Here is a 19,202-nt window from a genome sequence, read left to right as displayed (position 1 = left end):
GATAATTGAAAACTATAAAACTAATATCAACAAAATGCAACCGACTTTATTGATTTTGGCGGCCGGTATGGCCAGTCGTTATGGCAGTTTAAAGCAAATCCAGGAATTTGGCCCCAGCGGTGAAACTATCATTGATTACTCTATTTACGACGCTATCAGCGCCGGTTTTGGAAAAATAGTGTTCATCATCCGCGAAAATTTTGCAGCGGAGTTCAAAGAAATCTTTGAACCTAAGCTCAAAGGCCGCGTGGCTGTTGATTATGTATACCAGGAAATGAATGCATTTGTAGGTGACCATGCGGTTCCTGCCGACAGGACCAAGCCATGGGGTACCGCTCATGCCATCCTTTGCGCTAAAAATGCTATCAATGAGCCATTTGCGGTTATTAACGCGGATGACTTCTATGGTACCGATTCTTTTGTGAAAATGGCGGAGTTCCTGAAAAACGGCTGCCAACCAGATGTTTACAGCGTGGTAGGCTATGAACTGGGCAAAACCGTAAGTGAACACGGTTCTGTATCCCGCGGCGTATGTGAAGTGAATGCAGCAGGTAACCTGTCAGCCATCAACGAAAGAACAAAAATATACCCGGAAAATGGTCAGATCGTTTATGAAGAAGCCGATGGCAGCAAACATCCGTTGTCTGCTAATACACCGGTATCTATGAACTTCTGGGGATTCCATCCGAGCGTATTTGACCTGAGTCAAACCCTTTTCAACGAATTCCTGGATAAAAACCTCAGCAACCCTAAATCTGAATTCTTTATTCCGATTGTAGCTGATGAATTTATCCGCCGTGGTAAAGGAGAAGTAAAAGTACTGCCTACCAGCGCTAAATGGTTTGGCGTTACTTACAAAGAAGATGCACCTGGCGTGCAGGCCAGCCTTTTAGCGCTGGTTGCCAATGGAGAATATCCAGACAATTTATGGAAATAAAACCAAACACGAAGATCCTTCAGGCTTTCGGACTTGAGCCTGAAGGATTAAATGTCCGAAAATTTGGATCAGGACACATCAACAACACTTTTTTGCTGGAAAAAAAGCAGGACGGCAGTAGATACGTTTTACAAAAAATCAATGTAAACGTGTTTAAGGAGCCAGGTGTAATCGCCGCCAACCAAAGAATGGCAGCAGATTATCTGGCAGCACATCATCCCGGCTATCTGTTTATTACGCCGATCCCCACGGTTAACGGGGAAGAGCTCTTTGTAATTGACAATGAATACTGGAGAATGATCCCCTTTATTGCGGATTCCGTAACGGTAGATCAGGCCGACAACCCAAAGCAGGCATATGAAGCAGCCAGACAGTTTGGCCGCCTTGCCAGTTACCTTTCGGGAATTGACCTGAAGCCGTTTAAAGCTTCTATTCCAAACTTTCACAACCTGACCTTACGGTATAGCGCCTTCCAGGATGCCATCCGTACAGCAAAGGAAGACAGGAAAGCTGCAGCAGAAGAGATGATTGAAGAATTCCTCCGCTATTCTGACATCGCTGTAACGTATGAACAACTGAAAACAAATCCCGAATTCAGGGACCATCTGATGCACCACGATACCAAAATCAATAACGTATTGCTCAACAAGGATACTTATGAAGGTATATGTGTTTGCGACCTGGATACCCTGATGCCCGGAAAAATCATCTCAGACCTCGGTGACATGGTACGTACCTATGTTTGCCCCGTTTCTGAAGAAGAAAAAGATTTCAGCCAGATCGTTATCCGCGATGAATACTACGAAGCCCTGATGCAGGGGTATCTCGCAGAGATTGGCGGTACTTTAACCAAAGTAGAAAAAGAACAACTGTTCTTTGCCGGGAAGTTCATGATCTACATGCAGGGAATCAGATTCCTCACCGACTACTTAAACGGTGATGTATACTATCCCATCAAGTATCCGACCCACAATTACGACCGCGCTAAAAACCAATTGGTACTTTTACAACGGTTGATGGAAAAAGAAACGGTACTGCAGGAAATCATCGATAAATGCCTGCTGGTAAGCGTAACAAGTGAACAGTAAATGAAATCATTTTTAGAACGTGAACAGTAAATGAAATGAAATCATTTTGATCCCGGTGCTTCCTGCACCGGGATTTTTTTGCCTGTTCTGCATCAAAAATCTAACCGGCGCGGTGAAATATCAGGGTGTCACCCATCTGCCATTGTACGCTGTCCATACTAACCACATACATCATTTTAAAACTGGCCGCCGACAACTTCTGGTAAATAAATTGCTGATACATTTTTTTATTGCCCGGGTACAGCTGTGTACTCACCAATACCACGGCATCGCTGGAAGTATAGCGACCAGCGAATTGCCGGTGCCCGCCAAAGTTATCGAAGATGTATGCCAGCAAGCTACCATCATTTCCCGCTCCCCATAACGAATGCGCCTTATATACGTTGGGCGGTACATCCACATGCTCATATTGCAACCAGCTACTGTCCAGCGATAACGTAAATGTAGCAGTGGCCGCTATGGGTTTACCATTGGCAAAGGTGCCCGCTCCCTTCCATTTACCGGCAAAAAATTGCAGGAGGCTGGAAGGCAATCTGGGTGGGGCTTGCTGGGCTGCACTATGGAGAAATAGTCCCAACCCCAGCAATAAGAGAATAGGTTTCATAACGATGTGTTTAGTAATTTATAGTCAATGTAAGCTATTTTTATGCGCCGGCTATCCCCTGCAATATCATCGCATCTCCTCCGGAAAGTGTCAGATCCGCGTCTTTTGTACACAAAATCAGTAGATTAATTTATAAGGATCTGTTGATTTGTTTAGAAATACCTTAACTATTGACTTCTTTTTTTAAATATTTTCAAAAACACTTAATGTGATTAATTTTTCACGAAATATTGGGGAGGTTATTGTTTTTTATTTTTTTCACAGATACTTTTGTAGAAACACTAAAGAAAATACGTCCTCCCATGTGGGTAAATAAAGACAACATAAAACTTAATCACATCGTACCTCAGCTCAATTGGGCTATCACGAAGGTCGTGATTATCGTCGTTGTCATTATTAGCCACCAGTATGGAGGATAGGTAAACGTGCATATAATCACAAAATATAACGCCTTCCTCCGCAAAGAGGAAGGCTTTTTTTTGGACTGTATATTCCTTGTATAATTTCAATTTTATGTATAGCTATTACAACGACAACACCTTTCTTTACATCAACGGTGAGTTCACCAAAGCAAACGCAGCAAGCACTGACCTGTATGGCCAGTCACTCCACTACGGTTATGCCGTATTTGAAGGCATCCGTGCCTACAAAACAGCCAACGGTGAAGTAAAAATCTTTAAAGCAAAAGAACACTTTGATCGCCTGCAGCGCTCTTGTGAACTGATCCACATCCCGTACAAATTTGATAACGAAGCCCTGATCGCTGCCTGTTACAAAATACTGGAGATGAACAACATGGAAGAAGCCTACATCAGACCCCTGGTTTTCTGTCCGCCTAACATGACGCTGAAAGCTGCATCAGAATCTCAAATCCTGATCTGCGCATGGGAATGGGGAGCTTACCTGGGAGAAAAGCTGTTACGCGTAATGACTTCCTCTTACGAACGCCCAAATCCAAAAGCGTTCAAGATAGAATCCAAATCAGCTGGTCTTTATGTAAACTCCATACTGGCCTCGCAGGAAGCAAAAGAAAAAGGATACGATGAAGCACTGCTGCTGGATATGAATGGTTACGTTGCAGAAGGCCCTGGTGCTAACATCTTCTTTGAAAAAGACGGCAAAATCTATACTCCTCCTGCCGGTAACATCCTCCCAGGCATCACCCGCGCCACTGTTATCGAACTTTGCCACGAACTGAATATCCCACTGGAAGAAAAATTATTCACCATCGCTGAACTCAAAGAAGCTGAAGCTGCATTCTTCTGCGGTACTGCTGCGGAAGTCATCGGCCTCGACTCTCTCGATGGTCAGTCTTTTGGTAAGCCATGGGCGCAATCTCTCGGCAAACTGCTGCAACAGGCATACAAAGCCAGAGTATTGGAGAAAGAATTTCAACGCGAAGCGCAATTAGCGTAAGCATACAGCAGTAAGAGCAGCAAAAAGCTATTGCAGCGGCAGCGCCGACAACACGCAAACGATACAATAGCTTTTTGCTCCACCCACTGCCTTCCCAAATCAACAGTCTGTCGTATAATAGCCAACTGCTTTCACCTTCAGCTCCCTTTGAAGACTGTAAATCGAAAAACTTACAATCCTTTCCCATCAAGGGTTTGGTCGCTGAAACCGCAGATTTGAAGACCGGTAAATTGGAAATTGTTGGTTTGAATATCAAGACACGACCCGGTAATTTAGTAGCGAAGTTTTAAAATAGGGTTACTATAAACAAATGGTAAACTCCGGTAATAACTACAAGCAATGGAATTAAATAAGTATAGCAAAACGATCACGCAAGATCCTACACAACCCGCTGCACAAGCGCAGTTGTACGGTATTGGATTGACTGAGGAAGACCTGAAAAAAGCACAGGTAGGCATCGTCAGCATGGGCTACGATGGTAACACCTGCAATATGCACCTGAATGATCTGGCACAGGACGTGAAAAAAGGCGTCTGGGCAAATGATCTGGTCGGACTTATTTTCCATACCATTGGGGTCAGTGATGGTATGAGCAACGGTACCCCAGGTATGCGTTATTCGCTCGTTAGCCGTGATCTGATTGCTGATTCCATTGAAACAGTAGCCGGCGCACAATATTACGACGCGCTCATTACCGTACCAGGCTGCGATAAAAATATGCCCGGTTCACTGATGGCCATGGGGCGCCTCAATCGCCCGTCTATCATGGTATACGGCGGAACTATCGCACCCGGAAAATACAAAGGCCAGGATCTCAACATCATCTCAGCATTTGAAGCACTCGGTCAGAAAATGGCCGGCACACTGGATGAAGGCGACTTTAAAGGCATCGTTCAAAATTCCTGCCCTGGTGCAGGTGCCTGTGGGGGTATGTATACCGCTAATACCATGTCTTCCGCTATCGAAGCACTCGGTATGAGCCTGCCCTACAGTTCCTCTAACCCCGCGTTGAGCAAGGAAAAAAGGGAAGAATGCCTCGCTGCAGGCCAATACATCCGCCTGCTCCTCGAAAAAGATATTAAACCAAGAGACATCATGACGAAAGAGGCATTCGAAAATGCACTCACCATCATCATGGCTTTAGGTGGCAGCACCAATGCAGTACTGCATTTCATCGCCATCGCAAAATCAGTTGGCGTTCCTGTCAAACTGGAAGATTTCCAACGTATCAGCGACAAAACACCGCTGATCGCCGACCTCAAACCAAGTGGTAAATACCTGATGGAAGACCTGCACAACATCGGCGGCGTTCCATTAGTGATGAAATACCTCCTGAAGAAAGGTTATATACATGGCCACTGCATGACCGTTACCGGTAAAACAATTGCAGAAAACCTGGAAGAAGTGGCAGACATCGATTTCGATACACAAGACATCATTGTGCCACTCGAAAACCCACTGAAACAAACCGCTCACATACAAATCCTGTACGGTAACCTCGCTACAGAAGGTTCTGTTGCTAAAATCACCGGTAAAGAAGGGGAGCGCTTCAAAGGCCCTGCCCGCGTATTTGACGGCGAATTTGAACTGATTGCCGGCATCACTTCCGGTAAAGTGAAATCCGGTGATGTGGTGGTTATCCGCCAGGTAGGCCCTAAAGGTGCACCCGGTATGCCTGAAATGCTGAAACCTACCAGCGCCATCATGGGCGTGGGATTAGGAAAAAGCGTGGCACTGATCACCGACGGCCGCTTCTCCGGTGGTACCCACGGATTTGTAGTAGGTCATATCACCCCCGAAGCTTTTGAAGGTGGTAATATCGCCCTCGTAAAAGACGACGATATCATCGAAATAGATGCCACCAGAAATTATATCAATGTAGAGATCAGTGATGAAGAGCTGGCAGCCCGCAGAGCACAGTGGATACAGCCTGCATTGAAAGCAACTAATGGAATCCTATTTAAGTACGCAAAACTTGTAAAAAATGCAGCAGAAGGATGTGTTACAGATGAAGCCTGAGATAGCAGATAAGCAGTTAACTGCAAAGCCTGTGATTACAGGATCTGAAGCCGTGATCCGCTCCCTTATTGAAGAGGGAGTAGACACTATCTTCGGCTATCCCGGCGGGGCGATCATGCCTATTTATGATGCCCTCTACGATTTCCAGGATCAGGTTCRTCATATACTCGTCCGTCATGAGCAGGGTGCTACACACGCTGCTCAGGGATATGCGCGCAGTTCCGGTAGAGTAGGAGTAGCTTTTGCAACTTCTGGTCCCGGCGCTACCAACCTGGTAACTGGTTTGGCAGATGCCTACATGGATAGTACTCCTATGGTATGCGTAACCGGCCAGGTGGCCGCTGCCTTACTGGGTACAGACGCCTTTCAGGAAACAGACGTGATTGGTATCACCATGCCTATCACTAAATGGAATATACAGGTAACCCGTGCAGAAGATATTCCTGCGGCCATGGCCAAAGCATTTTATATCGCCCGTAGCGGCCGGCCAGGCCCGGTATTGGTAGATATTACCAAGAATGCACAATTCGGCGAATTTGAATATGCTTACAAGAAATGTGAGTATATCCGTAGCTACCGCCCTGTTCCTGAATTAGATCAGGAAGCAGTTACGGAAGCAGCTGCGCTGATCAACAACGCAAAGAAACCATTCATTCTCTGTGGTCATGGTGTATTATTATCCGGCGCAGAAAAAGAATTGATTGCACTGGCAGAAAAAGCACAGATCCCTGTGGGATCTACCCTGCTGGGCCTTTCTGCGGTACCGGTTGATCACCCGCTGTATGTAGGTTTGCTGGGTATGCACGGTAACTACGGTCCTAATATGCTCACCGGTGAAGCCGATGTAGTAATTGCTGTAGGAATGCGCTTCGACGACCGCGTAACCGGTGATGTAGGAAGCTATGTGCCTAACGCCAAAGTCATCCACATCGAAATCGATGCCGCTGAAATTCATAAAATCATTAAAGCGGATGTACCTGTACACGCAGATGCAAAAGAAGCACTGACGGCTATCCTGCCACAGGTAAACCAGGCAGATCACACCGCATGGCTCCAGGAATTCCGCGATGCCGATAAAAAGGAATACGATAAAGTTCAACACGCAGAACTATATCCAACCGAAGGTGAACTGAAAATGGCAGAAGTAATCCGCCTCATCTCAGAAAAAACCAACCGCGAAGCAGTACTGGTAACAGATGTAGGTCAGCACCAAATGGTGGCTTCCCGCTACTACCGCTTCAAGAACCCAAATACCAACATCACCTCCGGTGGTATGGGTACCATGGGCTTCTCCCTGCCAGCGGCCATGGGCGCCAAAACAGGTACACCTGAAAAAGAAGTGGTAGCCATCATCGGCGATGGTTGCTTCCAGATGACCTTACAGGAACTGGGCACTATTCACCAGTCACAGATCGGTGTGAAAATAGTGATCMTGAATAACAACTTCCTGGGAATGGTAAGACAATGGCAGCAACTGTTTTTCGACAAACGCTATTCCTCTACTGAAATGGTCAATCCCGACTTTGTACAGATTGCCAAAGGATTTTATATCCCCGGTCAAAAAGTAACTGCAAGGGAAAATTTAGCTGCCGCAATCGACGAAATGCTGGCACACAAAGGTGCTTATCTGCTGGAAGTAGTAGTGGAAAAAGAAGATAACGTATTCCCTATGGTACCTGCTGGTGCACCAGTAAGCAGCATCCGGTTAGAGTAGTTCCCCGCAGGAAGGATTCATATTGATCATTTGTAATTCACAACAGGTATATGCAAAAAGAATATACAGTAACGGTATATACGGAAGATCGTATAGGTATAACCAACCGTATCACCATTATATTTACCCGACGGGGCATCAATATCACCAGTTTAACCACTGCTGAAACAGAAATCCCTGGCGTATATAAATTCATCATAACGGTGATGTCTACACGTGAGAAACTGGATAAAGTAGTAGGCCAGATAGAAAGACTCATCGAAATACACCGCGCCTTCGTTCACGAGGAGGAAGAAGTGGTGTACCAGGAACTGGCTTTGTATAAGATCTCTACCAAAGCTTTACATACTGGTGATATAGAAAGACTGATCCGCGAAAATAACGCGCGCATTCTGACCATCACCGCCGATTATTTTGTCATTGAAAAAACCGGTCACCAGGAAGAATTAACCGCTTTCATCAAGAAACTGGAACCATATGGTTTGATCGAGTATTCAAAGAGTGGACGCGTCGCCATTGTGAAATGGAGTCGCCGTTTCCACGAACACCTGAAAGAACTGCAGCAAGCCGATAGCGCCAAAGAGAAAGCCGAAAGCATTCACTAACAGGTAGCACGCGAGATGCAAACAGCATAAATTATAATCATTATTCATTCAATCAATCCTCAGCTAGTAGCTAACCGCTAATAGCTAACAGCTAAAAAAAACTACACATGGCAACCATCAATTTTGGAGGGGTACTCGAACAAGTAGTAACCAGAGAAGAATTCCCTATGGAAAAAGCAAGGGAAGTGCTGAAGAACGAAGTGATTGCAGTAATCGGCTACGGCGTTCAAGGTCCTGGTCAGGCACTGAACCTGAAAGACAATGGCTTTAACGTTATTGTAGGTCAACGTAAAAACTCTAAAACCTGGGATAAAGCAGTAGCTGATGGCTGGGTTCCTGGTGAAACTTTATTCGATATCGAAGAAGCCGCTCAGAAAGGTACTATCATCCAGTTCCTGTTATCTGATGCTGGTCAAATCACCCTGTGGCCTACCTTAAAGCAACACCTGACTCCTGGTAAAGCATTATACTTCTCCCATGGTTTCGGTATCACCTATAAAGATCAAACTGGTATCATTCCTCCAGCTGATGTAGACGTAATCCTGGTAGCTCCAAAAGGTTCCGGTACTTCTCTGCGTCGCCTGTTCCTGGCTGGTCAGGGTCTGAACTCCAGCTTCGCTATCTTCCAGGACGCTACCGGCCGCGCTAAAGAACGCGTAGTAGCACTGGGTATCGGCGTTGGTTCCGGTTACCTGTTCGAAACAGATTTCAAAAAAGAAGTATTCTCCGATCTGACCGGCGAACGTGGTTCACTGATGGGCTGTATCCAGGGTATCTTCGCTGCTCAGTACGAAACACTGCGCAAAAATGGTCACTCTCCTTCTGAAGCGTTCAACGAAACAGTAGAAGAACTGACGCAATCTCTCATGCCACTGGTAGCAGAAAACGGTATGGACTGGATGTATGCTAACTGCTCTACTACTGCTCAGCGCGGTGCGCTCGACTGGTGGAAGAAGTTCAAAACAGCTACTCAGCCTGTATTTGATGAACTGTACGCCAGCGTAGCTGCAGGTAAAGAAGCTGCTCGTTCTATCGCTTCCAACAGCACCGCTGACTATCGCGAAAAGCTGAACGAAGAACTGAAAGAACTGCGCGAAAGCGAAATGTGGCAGGCAGGTGYGGCTGTACGTAAGCTGCGTCCTAACAACGCGTAATAGCTAATATTATAAATTACAATGGCAAAGCATTTTCGAATTATTGAAATTATTGGTGCTGGTATTTAGTGCAGAAGATTACTTTTCTTTCTGATACTGAGTACAGGTTCCATGATTTCGATAATGCCGAAGATGCTTTGCCATTTGTATTAATTACATTTTATGTCTGAAGTAATGAGTAGTGTCAATTCACTGAATATCCTCGACGCCGCAGTGAAGCTGAAGCCGGTGGTCACGCGCACCCCGCTTATGTATAGTGCCAACCTTTCCCGGCGCTATAACTGTGATGTATATCTGAAAAGAGAGGACATGCAGATTGTACGCTCTTATAAATTAAGAGGCGCTTATAACCTGATCAGCAGCCTGCCCGCCGATATCCTCGCTAAAGGTGTTACCTGCGCCAGCGCCGGTAACCACGCACAAGGCTTCGCCTATGCCTGCAAAGCCATGAACATCAAAGGTGTGGTATTTATGCCCGTGATTACACCGAAACAAAAAGTTAACCAGGTAAATATGTTCGGCGGTGATAACATCGAAATTCGCCTCGTAGGAGATACTTTCGACGACTGCTCCGCAGAAGCACAGGCTTTCACCAAAACCAGTGGCATGACTTTCATTCCGCCATTCGATAATCCGAAAATTATTGAAGGACAAGGTACCGTAGCCGTGGAAATTCTGGAAGATCAAACCGGCATCGACTACCTTTTTGTACCCGTTGGTGGCGGCGGACTGGCAGCAGGCCTGGGCACTTACTTTAAAACCTATAGCCCTAAAACCCACATCATTGGCGTAGAACCTGAAGGCGCACCCTCCATGCTCCGTGCCCTGGAAAACGGCGCCCCCGTTACCCTCGACGAAATTGAACGATTTGTAGACGGCGCCGCCGTGAAAAGAGTAGGTACCCTCAACTACGATATCTGTAAAGACGTGCTGGAAAAAATGCACCTCGTACCGGAAGGAAAAGTATGCTCTACCATCCTTCAGTTATATAATGAAGACGCTATCGTGGTAGAACCCGCCGGCGCCCTCTCTATCGCTGCACTGGACGACTTCGCAGAAGAAATAAAAGGAAAGAAAGTAGTGTGTGTGATCAGCGGCAGCAACAACGATATTGACCGCATGCAGGAAATAAAAGAACGCTCCCTGCTCTACGAAGGCCTTAAGCACTACTTTATTGTACGCTTTGCCCAACGCCCGGGTGCGCTGAAGGAATTCCTGAATCATATTCTCGGTCCTAACGATGATATTACCCGCTTTGAATACATACAAAAACATAATAAGGAAATAGGACCCGCATTGGTAGGAATAGAACTGAAGTACAAAGAGGATTACGACAAACTAATGGCCAATTTCAAAAAATATAATTTCCAGGTAACGGAACTGAATAAAAATGATACACTCTTCGGATACCTGGTGTAGAGCAGAAAGCAGAAAGCAAAAAGCTATTGTAGCGAGTAATTAAAGCGAATAAATATCCGCAATAAGTACTCGCTACAATAGCTTTTTGCTTTCTGCTTTCTGCTATTTCTTCAAAGATGCAATATCGATCACGAATCTATATTTCACATCTCCCTTCAGCATTCTTTCATACGCTGTGTTGATATCTTTTATATCAATCACTTCCACATCACTGGTAATATTATGTTCTGCGCAATAATCCAGCATTTCCTGTGTTTCGCGGATACCACCAATTAAAGATCCGGCAATACTCCTGCGTCCCATGATCAGGTTGAAAGCAGGTACAGCAGAAGGTTCTGGCGGAACGCCCAAACAAATCATCACGCCATCCAGGTTCAGTAAATTCAGATAAGTAGTATAGTCATGTGGTGCGGAGATAGTGTTGATAATAAAGTCAAACTTGTTCCGCAGTTTTTTTACCTGTTCTTTATCTGTCATCAGTGCAAAATGATGTGCACCCAGTCTTTTCGCATCTGCTTCTTTGGAAGGAGACGTGCTTAGCATCGTCACTTCTGCACCCATAGAGGCAGCCAGCTTCACGGCCATATGTCCCAAACCACCCAAACCAACTACGCCTACTTTGTGTCCCTTGCCTACTTTCCAGTGGCGCAGGGGAGAGTAAGTGGTAATACCGGCGCATAACAACGGTGCTACTCCTTCCAATGGTAATTTATCAGAAACTTTCAGGGTGTATTTTTCATCGGTAACAATTTGCGTGGAATAGCCACCATAGGTAGGCGTTTTACGATCCATTTCATACCCGTTATACGTGCTGGCGCCACCGGTTACACAGTATTGTTCTTCGCCGGCTTTGCAAGGATCACATATCCGGCAGGAATCTACAAAACAACCAATGCCGGCCAGATCGCCCACTTTGAAACGGGTTACATGATCGCCTACTTTGGTAATGCGTCCTACTATTTCATGGCCGGGTACCATTGGGTAAATAGAGCCACCCCATTCATCCCGTACCTGGTGTATATCGGAATGGCATACACCGCAATATAAAATTTCAATCTGTACATCGTGCGGACCTGGTTCCCTGCGTTCAAAGTTCCATGGACCCAGCGGTGAAGCAGCATCCTGCACAGCATAAGCTTTTGTTGCAATCATGGTGTAAATTTTTAGGACCCGAAGCTACGTAATTTGTACAATTGACGATAAGTTCACGGCCCCCTCCCATCTTTTTACCGTTTTTTCAATAACTTATACTGTCCATCCCCGAAACGTATCTTTTATTTTTAGTATCAAATCATACAATCATGGATCTTAACTTAAAAGGAAAGGTAGCCATCGTTACCGGTGGTAGTAAAGGCATCGGAAAAGGCATTGCTGCGGCGTTGCTGAAAGAAAATGCCACCGTGGTCATCACCGCCCGTAACGCAGATGAACTGGAAGATACCGCTGCTATGTTCCGCTTAGACGGCAAAGAAGTACTGGCTGTCGTGGCTGATATGACCAAAGAAGCCGACCTGCAACAATTAGTCAATACCACCATTCAACAGTACGGACACATAGATATTCTCATCAACAACGCTGGTGGGATTGATACCTTCGGTCCGCTGGACACCATTAGCCTGGCGCAATGGCGACAGATATTTGAAGTCAACTTCTTCGGTGTGGTAGCCCTTACCAACCTGGTGATTCCTCACCTGAAAAAGCAAGGTGGGGGAAGGATTATCAACATCTCCTCAGAAAATGCGGAACAGCCCGATCCCAACATGGGACATTATAATGCCACCAAAGCCGCGTTGAATAACTATTCCAAAACGTTGTCGCAGAATTATGGTAAGGATAACATACTGGTGAATACGGTATCGCCGGCTTTTATCAGAACACCATTGGTGGATGACATGCTGGAGGGCATTGCCAAAGAAAGAGGTATATCTACTGCGGAAGCGGCCCGGTACTTCCTGAAGGAGAACCGCCCTTACCAGGTATTGGGAAGACCCGGCCTGCCCGAAGAAACCGGCGGAATTGTTGCCTTCCTCGCTTCTGACCAGGCAGCTTTTATCACTGGAGCGGTGTTCAGGGTAGATGGTGGATCAGTGGGAACGGTGTAAATTACAGCTATGCTCAGTTATTGGGAAAAACAAAGTCTCCTGCAATACGATTATATCATCATTGGTAGTGGTATCGTAGGACTGTCGGCCGCCATCAGCCTGAAAGAACGGGCGCCGCAAAGCCGGGTCATGGTCCTGGAAAGGGAAGTATTACCTACCGGGGCCAGCACCAAAAATGCCGGCTTCGCCTGTATTGGCAGTTTGACGGAAATCCTGGCTGATTTGCAAACGATGCCGGTGGAAGATGTTTTAAACCTGGTAGACTTGCGTTTATCCGGTTTGCGTTTGTTGAGAAAGCGTTTGGGAGATGACCAGATCGGATACCGGGAAAATGGCAGCTTCGAATTAATCGGTACCCGCCAGGAGTGGGCGCTGCAGCAGTTACGCGAGGTCAATGATATCCTGGGCAACCTGTTTGAAGGCCAGCCCGCATTTACCCGGGCAGATCAGCAACTGTCAGCTTTTGGTTTTGAGCCCCGGTACATCAAAGCCCTGGTCCGTAATAATTTTGAAGGGGAACTGCATACCGGAAAAATGATGCGCGCCTTGATAGACAAAGCCATCAACAGCGGGGTGGAAATAAAAACCGGTTGTCCGGTCAGCAGCATCGCTGATTTTCATACAGGGGTTAACGTGATAGTACCCCATCATACCCTGAAAGAAGACCTGGTATTCTCCGCCCGCAAAGTATTGATTTGTACCAATGCCTTTACCCGGCAGCTGTTACCGGAAGAAGAGGTAACACCAGGACGCGGCCAGGTGCTGATCACGGAGCCAGTGAAGGATTTGCCGTTTAAAGGTGTCTTTCATCTGGAAGAAGGATATTATTATTTCCGGGAGCTGGATGGCCGTGTGCTGCTGGGCGGTGGGCGTCAGCTGGACTTTACCGGGGAAACCTCCACCGCCTTTCAATTCAACGACCGTATCCAGCATGAGTTGGAGGTGCTGTTACGTACCACCATCCTGCCGGGCCGGGAAGTGGCCATTGCCGACCGGTGGACGGGCATCATGGCTTTCGGTAAAACCAAACAACCCCTGGTGAAAATGCATTCAGATAATGTAGTGGTAGGTGTGCGCATGGGCGGCATGGGAGTAGCCATTGGTTCCATGATTGGCGATAAAATTGCCAGAATGGCCCTGAACAGCTAATATCAGCTGCTGAATGGCTGCAGCCAAAAAAAGAGCTTGCTTCCCAGATTTCTCTTTTCTATATTTAATTTTTTATTCCACGATTAGCAGGCATTCAGTTGACCGTTCCCACCTTATAAAGAAAGGAAACCCAGCTGAAACTCATTTTTTTAAGCATGTATACAGGTACCTTTTGTATCTGTAAGGGGTATTAATTGTTTCATTTTAATAAATGAGCTATGATAGGAATTTTAAATGAATAGTTTTATCGGCCGATCCACCGGCAGACTACTTTTCATTAAAAAAAAACATTGTAAGCGTATTTTTTACATTTATTCGTATATTGATCCGCCAAAATTTTTATAACCACGTTTGAACGTTATGCAAACAAAATCCTTACACATCTTTGACTACCTGGTATTCCTGGTATATTTTGTAATAGTGGCAGGCTACGGCTACTATATTTATCGCAAGAAAAAGAAGGCGACCACGGACTCGAAAGACTTCTTCCTGGCGGAAGGGTCGCTTACCTGGTGGGCAATTGGTGCTTCGCTGATCGCTTCCAATATTTCTGCCGAGCAATTTATTGGGATGTCCGGAAACGGCTTCAACATAGGATTGGCTATTTCCACCTATGAATGGATGGCGGCTGCTACGTTGATTGTGGTGGCAGTATTCTTTCTGCCTATTTACCTGAAAAATAAGATTTATACCATGCCGCAGTTTCTGGAGCGAAGGTATAATCAAACGGTAAGTACCATTATGGCCGTGTTCTGGCTGTTGTTATATGTGGTGGTAAACCTCACTTCCATCCTGTATCTCGGCGCCCTGGCGGTATCTACCATCTCCGGAATCAACTTCTACGTATGTATGGTGGCGTTGGCCTTCTTCGCTATTCTCATTACACTGGGTGGTATGAAGGTGATCGGTTATACAGACGTGATCCAGGTGTTTTTCCTTATCCTGGGTGGATTGGCTACTACGTACCTTGCATTGCAACTGGTGTCTGAGCATTTCGGAACTACCGGCGTATTGAAAGGCTTCTCCCTGATGACACAACATGCCAGTGAACATTTCCACATGATCCTGCACAAAGAAAACCCCAAGTACCTGGATCTGCCGGGATTGAGTGTATTGGTGGGCGGTATGTGGATTGTAAACCTGAACTACTGGGGTTGTAACCAATATATCACACAACGTGCACTGGGCGCGGATTTGAAGACTGCCCGCAGTGGTCTGCTCTTCGCCGGTTTCCTGAAACTGCTGATGCCGGTGATTGTGGTATTACCTGGTATTGCGGCTTATGTGCTGTATTCCCAGAACCACGGCGATTTTGCACAATCTATGATGAAAGGAGGTTCCCTGAATGCAGACAATGCATATCCGGTGTTACTGAATCTGCTGCCGATCGGCCTGAAAGGATTGGCCTTTGCTGCCTTAACAGCTGCAGTAGTAGCTTCCCTGGCAGGTAAAGCCAACAGTATTTCTACCATTTTTTCTTTAGATATTTATAAGAAGATATACAACAAAGAAGCTGACGAAAAGAAGATCGTGAGCGTAGGACGCATKGTAGTGGTAGTAACCATGATTATTGCCATTGTGATTTCCAACTTCCTGGGTATCGATAAAAAAGGCGGATTCCAGTTCATCCAGGAATATACCGGCTTCGTATCTCCGGGTGTATTCGCCATGTTTGCACTTGGATTTTTCTGGAAACGTACTACTTCCAGTGCCGCCATGTTCGCCATGATCGGTGGTTTGCTGTTATCCTTCTTCCTGAAATTCATGCCAGCATGGATCAACCTGGAGCCGCTGCACCAGATTGGATTTTCGGCGTTGAATCCAGATAGCGGTTTATGGGAAATGGCGTTCATTGATCGTATGGGACTGGTGTTTGTGATTTGCGTAATCGGTATGGTGATCATTACCCTGAGCGATAAGTCCAGCGTCAACAATCCAAAAGGACTGGCCATCGACAGCACTATGTTTAAACCTACTACCGGCTTCATGGTGGGCGCTTTGCTCATTATAGGTATACTGATTGCTTTGTATACTGTGTTCTGGTAATAGCAATATATTACAGTTGTCCCGCCCCGCCATATAACGGGGACGGGACAACTGCTTTTTTGATGATGGTTAATTTTTCACGTTATGTACTTTATAGGTTATGATATTGGGTCGTCCTCTATCAAGGCAGCGCTGCTGAATGCCGATACCGGCGCCTGTGTGGCCACCGCCACCTGCCCTGAAAAAGAGATGGCCATAGAAGTGCCACACGCCAGCTGGGCCGAGCAACAACCGGAAAACTGGTGGCAGGAAATTATTAATGCTACGGGCATTTTATTAAACCGCTTTCCTGTTGCTCCGGAACAAATCAAAGGCATCGGTATCGCTTATCAGATGCATGGGCTGGTATGCGTAGATAAACACCAGCAGGTATTAAGGCCGGCTATTATCTGGTGCGACAGCCGCGCAGTGGATATCGGCAACGCCGCTTTTAAAGCACTCGGCGAACAATATTGTCTTTCGCATTTGCTCAATTCCCCTGGTAACTTCACTGCTTCAAAACTGCGCTGGATACAGGAAAACGAACCGCACATTTACGAACGTATTCATAAAGTAATGTTACCCGGGGATTTCATTGCCATGAAATTAACGGGTGAGACCTGCACTACTATCTCCGGTCTTTCTGAAGGCACCTTCTGGGACTTCGCGGAAAATGGAGTATCACAGGCATTACTGAAACATTACAACATTGATGAAGCGCTGTTATCGGCCATTGTGCCCACTTTCGGCGTACAAGGACAATTAACAGCTGCCGCTGCTGCGTTACTTAAACTGGCTCCCGGCACACCAGTGACCTATCGTGCAGGCGATCAGCCGAACAACGCATTTTCACTGAATGTACTGCAACCCGGCGAAGCAGCTACTACCGCAGGTACTTCCGGTGTAGTGTACGCGGTGCACGATAAAAACAGTTTCGATCGTCAGAGCCGCGTCAACGCTTTTGTACATGTGAATAACGACCACGCACATACGAGAAACGGGGTGCTGATGTGTTTGAACGGTACGGGTATTGCCAATAGCTGGCTGAAGAACCTGGTAGGCGATATTACCTATCCGGAAATGAATGCCCTGGCCGCTCAGGCGCCTATTGGTGCAGATGGCCTGCAGGTATTTCCTTTTGGCAACGGTGCCGAACGTATCCTGGAAAACAAGAGTATAGGCGCCTCCGTTAGTCACCTGAATTTCAACCGCCATCAGCGCGCGCACATGATGCGGGCCGTACAGGAGGGCATTGTATTCGGACTTAACTACGGAATGGATATCATGGCGGAAATGGACCTGAACATTCACCGTGTAAGGGCCGGGCATGCTAACATGTTCCTCAGCCCCCTGTTCCGCGAAGCTTTCGCTAACACCGCCAACGTAGTCATCGAATTATATAATACGGATGGCGCCCAGGGAGCTGCACGCGGAGCCGCTATAGGAGCGGGCTACGTTAGCTCTGAAGATGCCTTCCGCGGTATGGAATGCCTGTCCGTGATAGAACCCGATACCGCCCTGCAAACACAATACCGCGATGTATATGGTAGCTGGCTAAACGGATTACGAACAACAATTAAGTAGTATAAACGATATCCACGCAGGCATCTGTCTTAACCCGGCAGATGCCTGTTGTTTTTTGCAGCATTAGAGAAGACAGTTTAATCTCCTATCTCACTAAAAATTTATTATTTTGTCTGGAATTATAAATATTGAACAATGAAATTTGGCATCCATTCTTTTAAAGAGGCAGGATTTGATATCGTCGCGCTCCAGGATCTGGCAACAGGTACACAGATAGAAATCATTCCCGCTTTCGGCGCATTGTTGCATGCTTTCAAAGTAAAGCGTCAACAGGAAACCATTAACCTGATCGATAGCTACCAGGATTTGGCTGACCTCGAAGCAAATCTCCGCAGCAGTTTCAAAAGCGTAAAACTGAGTCCTTATGCTTGTCGCATTAAGGATGCAAAATATACCTGGGAAGGCGCTTCTCTTGAGATTCAAAAAACAATTGCACCGGGCAACGCCATCCATGGCCTCTTATATGATGCGCCTTTTACCATCACCGCACAAACGGCGGATGATCAACAGGCTTCCGTGACCCTGACGCATCATTTTAAAGCAACAGACGACGCAGGCTATCCCTTTGCCTACGACTGTGTGGCTACGTTTACCCTGCATGCCGGCAATGAACTGCAACTCAGTACTACCATTATCAACCAGAGTGGTACCACTATTCCGGTAATGGATGGCTGGCATCCCTATTTTAGCACGGGTACCCCGGTAGACGAGCTGGAATTGACCTTTGCTTCCAAACAGATAGTGGAGTTCAATGAAAAATTACTGCCTACTGGTAACCTGCTCCCATATACGGAGTTTACTGGAGGTAAACTGCTCAAGGGAGTGGAATTGGATAATTCTTTTATCCTGGATCAAAGCCAATCACAACCGCTTGCCAACATCCACGATCCGAAGAAAAATATCAACATCGCTTTTTATCCTGGCAACAACTATCCGATCCTGCAAATATATATTCCACCGCACCGAAACAGCATCGCGGTAGAGAACCTCAGCGGTGCGCCGGATGCCTTTAACAACGGACTTGGACTGGTTCAGCTGGCTGCAGGAGAAAGCCGTGTTTTTGATACCCGTATCAAGGTATCACTGTAGGTAGCCAACCGCATGGCATAGTTGTTGGCTTTCCCCGGTTGTACGTAACCAGATTATTTCACCTTAAATTGAAAATGATGGACAAGTTACAACTCAAGGGAAAGTGGAACGAATTAAAAGGCACCCTCAAGCAAAAGTATGCTGATCTGACCGACGATGATCTGTTGTATGAAGAAGGGCAGGAAGATAAGTTGATCGGGAAGCTTCAACAGAAGCTGGGAAAAACCCGCGACGAAGTAATCAGCTTACTGAAATCTGCCTGATAAGAACATAAGGGATATGCAAAAAACAAAATCC

Annotated in this window: 16 protein-coding genes; 14 read left to right on the top strand and 2 right to left on the bottom strand. The window is 46.3% G+C overall.

Annotated features, from left to right (window positions below):
* The first annotated feature begins 34 nt into the window (after window positions 1–34).
* A complete protein-coding gene (locus AC1DFM_RS04435; RefSeq protein WP_477075518.1) occupies window positions 35–937 on the top strand; it encodes a sugar phosphate nucleotidyltransferase in 903 nt (300 codons plus the stop codon).
* Complete coding sequence (locus AC1DFM_RS04430) at window positions 928–2,025, top strand: phosphotransferase enzyme family protein (protein WP_477075517.1); 1,098 nt, start codon at window positions 928–930, stop codon at window positions 2,023–2,025. Before AC1DFM_RS04435 ends, AC1DFM_RS04430 begins: the two co-directional genes overlap by 10 nt.
* Before the next feature lie 100 nt (window positions 2,026–2,125).
* On the opposite strand, the gene AC1DFM_RS04425 is transcribed toward AC1DFM_RS04430, so the two are convergent.
* On the bottom strand, window positions 2,126–2,629 hold the full coding sequence (locus AC1DFM_RS04425; RefSeq protein ID WP_477075516.1) for a hypothetical protein: 504 nt from the start codon (window positions 2,627–2,629) through the stop codon (window positions 2,126–2,128).
* 513 nt (window positions 2,630–3,142) lie between these two features.
* Here AC1DFM_RS04425 and AC1DFM_RS04420 point away from each other — a divergent pair.
* From AC1DFM_RS04420 to ilvA, 6 genes are all read left to right on the top strand, one after another.
* Window positions 3,143–4,045 carry a branched-chain amino acid transaminase gene (locus AC1DFM_RS04420; protein WP_477075515.1) on the top strand — a complete coding sequence of 301 codons (903 nt, stop codon included), beginning with the start codon at window positions 3,143–3,145 and terminating at the stop codon, window positions 4,043–4,045.
* Window positions 4,046–4,384: 339 nt separating this feature from the next.
* Complete coding sequence (ilvD, locus tag AC1DFM_RS04415; protein ID WP_477075514.1) at window positions 4,385–6,064, top strand: dihydroxy-acid dehydratase; 1,680 nt, start codon at window positions 4,385–4,387, stop codon at window positions 6,062–6,064.
* Window positions 6,030–7,778, top strand: a complete 1,749-nt coding sequence (ilvB, locus tag AC1DFM_RS04410; protein ID WP_477075513.1) for a biosynthetic-type acetolactate synthase large subunit — start codon at window positions 6,030–6,032, stop codon at window positions 7,776–7,778. Before ilvD ends, ilvB begins: the two co-directional genes overlap by 35 nt.
* A 50-nt stretch (window positions 7,779–7,828) precedes the next feature.
* Complete coding sequence (ilvN, locus tag AC1DFM_RS04405) at window positions 7,829–8,383, top strand: acetolactate synthase small subunit (RefSeq protein ID WP_477075512.1); 555 nt, start codon at window positions 7,829–7,831, stop codon at window positions 8,381–8,383.
* A gap of 107 nt (window positions 8,384–8,490) precedes the next feature.
* Window positions 8,491–9,537 carry a ketol-acid reductoisomerase gene (gene ilvC, locus AC1DFM_RS04400; protein ID WP_477075511.1) on the top strand — a complete coding sequence of 349 codons (1,047 nt, stop codon included), beginning with the start codon at window positions 8,491–8,493 and terminating at the stop codon, window positions 9,535–9,537.
* Between the two features lie 162 nt (window positions 9,538–9,699).
* On the top strand, window positions 9,700–10,956 hold the full coding sequence (gene ilvA, locus AC1DFM_RS04395) for a threonine ammonia-lyase IlvA (RefSeq protein WP_477075510.1): 1,257 nt from the start codon (window positions 9,700–9,702) through the stop codon (window positions 10,954–10,956).
* A 102-nt stretch (window positions 10,957–11,058) separates the two neighbouring features.
* On the opposite strand, the gene AC1DFM_RS04390 is transcribed toward ilvA, so the two are convergent.
* The gene (locus tag AC1DFM_RS04390; protein ID WP_477075509.1) at window positions 11,059–12,108 is read right to left on the bottom strand and encodes an NAD(P)-dependent alcohol dehydrogenase; all 1,050 of its coding nucleotides are present in this window, start codon (window positions 12,106–12,108) and stop codon (window positions 11,059–11,061) included.
* Between the two features lie 149 nt (window positions 12,109–12,257).
* Between AC1DFM_RS04390 and AC1DFM_RS04385 the strand changes: the two genes are divergently transcribed.
* From AC1DFM_RS04385 to AC1DFM_RS04360, 6 genes are all read left to right on the top strand, one after another.
* Window positions 12,258–13,058: an SDR family NAD(P)-dependent oxidoreductase gene (locus tag AC1DFM_RS04385; RefSeq protein ID WP_477075508.1), complete on the top strand. Its 801-nt coding sequence runs from the start codon at window positions 12,258–12,260 to the stop codon at window positions 13,056–13,058.
* Window positions 13,059–13,067: 9 nt separating this feature from the next.
* Entirely contained in the window at window positions 13,068–14,207 is a 1,140-nt protein-coding gene (locus AC1DFM_RS04380; RefSeq protein ID WP_477075507.1) for an NAD(P)/FAD-dependent oxidoreductase, read from the top strand.
* A 360-nt stretch (window positions 14,208–14,567) separates the two neighbouring features.
* Entirely contained in the window at window positions 14,568–16,253 is a 1,686-nt protein-coding gene (locus AC1DFM_RS04375; RefSeq protein ID WP_477075506.1) for a sodium/sugar symporter, read from the top strand.
* An 84-nt stretch (window positions 16,254–16,337) separates the two neighbouring features.
* Window positions 16,338–17,816, top strand: coding sequence for a xylulokinase (locus tag AC1DFM_RS04370; RefSeq protein WP_477075505.1), 1,479 nt, complete (start codon window positions 16,338–16,340; stop codon window positions 17,814–17,816).
* A gap of 135 nt (window positions 17,817–17,951) precedes the next feature.
* Entirely contained in the window at window positions 17,952–18,905 is a 954-nt protein-coding gene (locus tag AC1DFM_RS04365; protein WP_477075504.1) for an aldose epimerase family protein, read from the top strand.
* 77 nt (window positions 18,906–18,982) lie between these two features.
* A complete protein-coding gene (locus tag AC1DFM_RS04360) occupies window positions 18,983–19,168 on the top strand; it encodes a CsbD family protein (protein ID WP_477075503.1) in 186 nt (61 codons plus the stop codon).
* Window positions 19,169–19,202 lie beyond the last annotated feature (34 nt).

This window comes from Chitinophaga sp. 05T412 (assembly GCF_056396465.1).
Note: the sequence above shows the minus strand (reverse complement) of the source record. Positions and strands in the feature narration are given on the sequence as shown.

Excerpts from the sequence above, each read along its gene's own strand:
- AC1DFM_RS04435 (WP_477075518.1), top strand. The coding sequence starts at position 35 with ATGCAACCGACTTTATTGATTTTGGCGGCCGGTATGGCCAGTCGTTAT.
- AC1DFM_RS04430 (WP_477075517.1), top strand. The coding sequence starts at position 928 with ATGGAAATAAAACCAAACACGAAGATCCTTCAGGCTTTCGGACTTGAG.
- AC1DFM_RS04425 (WP_477075516.1), bottom strand. The coding sequence starts at position 2,629 with ATGAAACCTATTCTCTTATTGCTGGGGTTGGGACTATTTCTCCATAGT.
- AC1DFM_RS04420 (WP_477075515.1), top strand. The coding sequence starts at position 3,143 with ATGTATAGCTATTACAACGACAACACCTTTCTTTACATCAACGGTGAG.
- ilvD (WP_477075514.1), top strand. The coding sequence starts at position 4,385 with ATGGAATTAAATAAGTATAGCAAAACGATCACGCAAGATCCTACACAA.
- ilvN (WP_477075512.1), top strand. The coding sequence starts at position 7,829 with ATGCAAAAAGAATATACAGTAACGGTATATACGGAAGATCGTATAGGT.
- ilvA (WP_477075510.1), top strand. The coding sequence starts at position 9,700 with ATGTCTGAAGTAATGAGTAGTGTCAATTCACTGAATATCCTCGACGCC.
- AC1DFM_RS04390 (WP_477075509.1), bottom strand. The coding sequence starts at position 12,108 with ATGATTGCAACAAAAGCTTATGCTGTGCAGGATGCTGCTTCACCGCTG.
- AC1DFM_RS04385 (WP_477075508.1), top strand. The coding sequence starts at position 12,258 with ATGGATCTTAACTTAAAAGGAAAGGTAGCCATCGTTACCGGTGGTAGT.
- AC1DFM_RS04380 (WP_477075507.1), top strand. The coding sequence starts at position 13,068 with ATGCTCAGTTATTGGGAAAAACAAAGTCTCCTGCAATACGATTATATC.
- AC1DFM_RS04370 (WP_477075505.1), top strand. The coding sequence starts at position 16,338 with ATGTACTTTATAGGTTATGATATTGGGTCGTCCTCTATCAAGGCAGCG.
- AC1DFM_RS04365 (WP_477075504.1), top strand. The coding sequence starts at position 17,952 with ATGAAATTTGGCATCCATTCTTTTAAAGAGGCAGGATTTGATATCGTC.
- AC1DFM_RS04360 (WP_477075503.1), top strand. The coding sequence starts at position 18,983 with ATGGACAAGTTACAACTCAAGGGAAAGTGGAACGAATTAAAAGGCACC.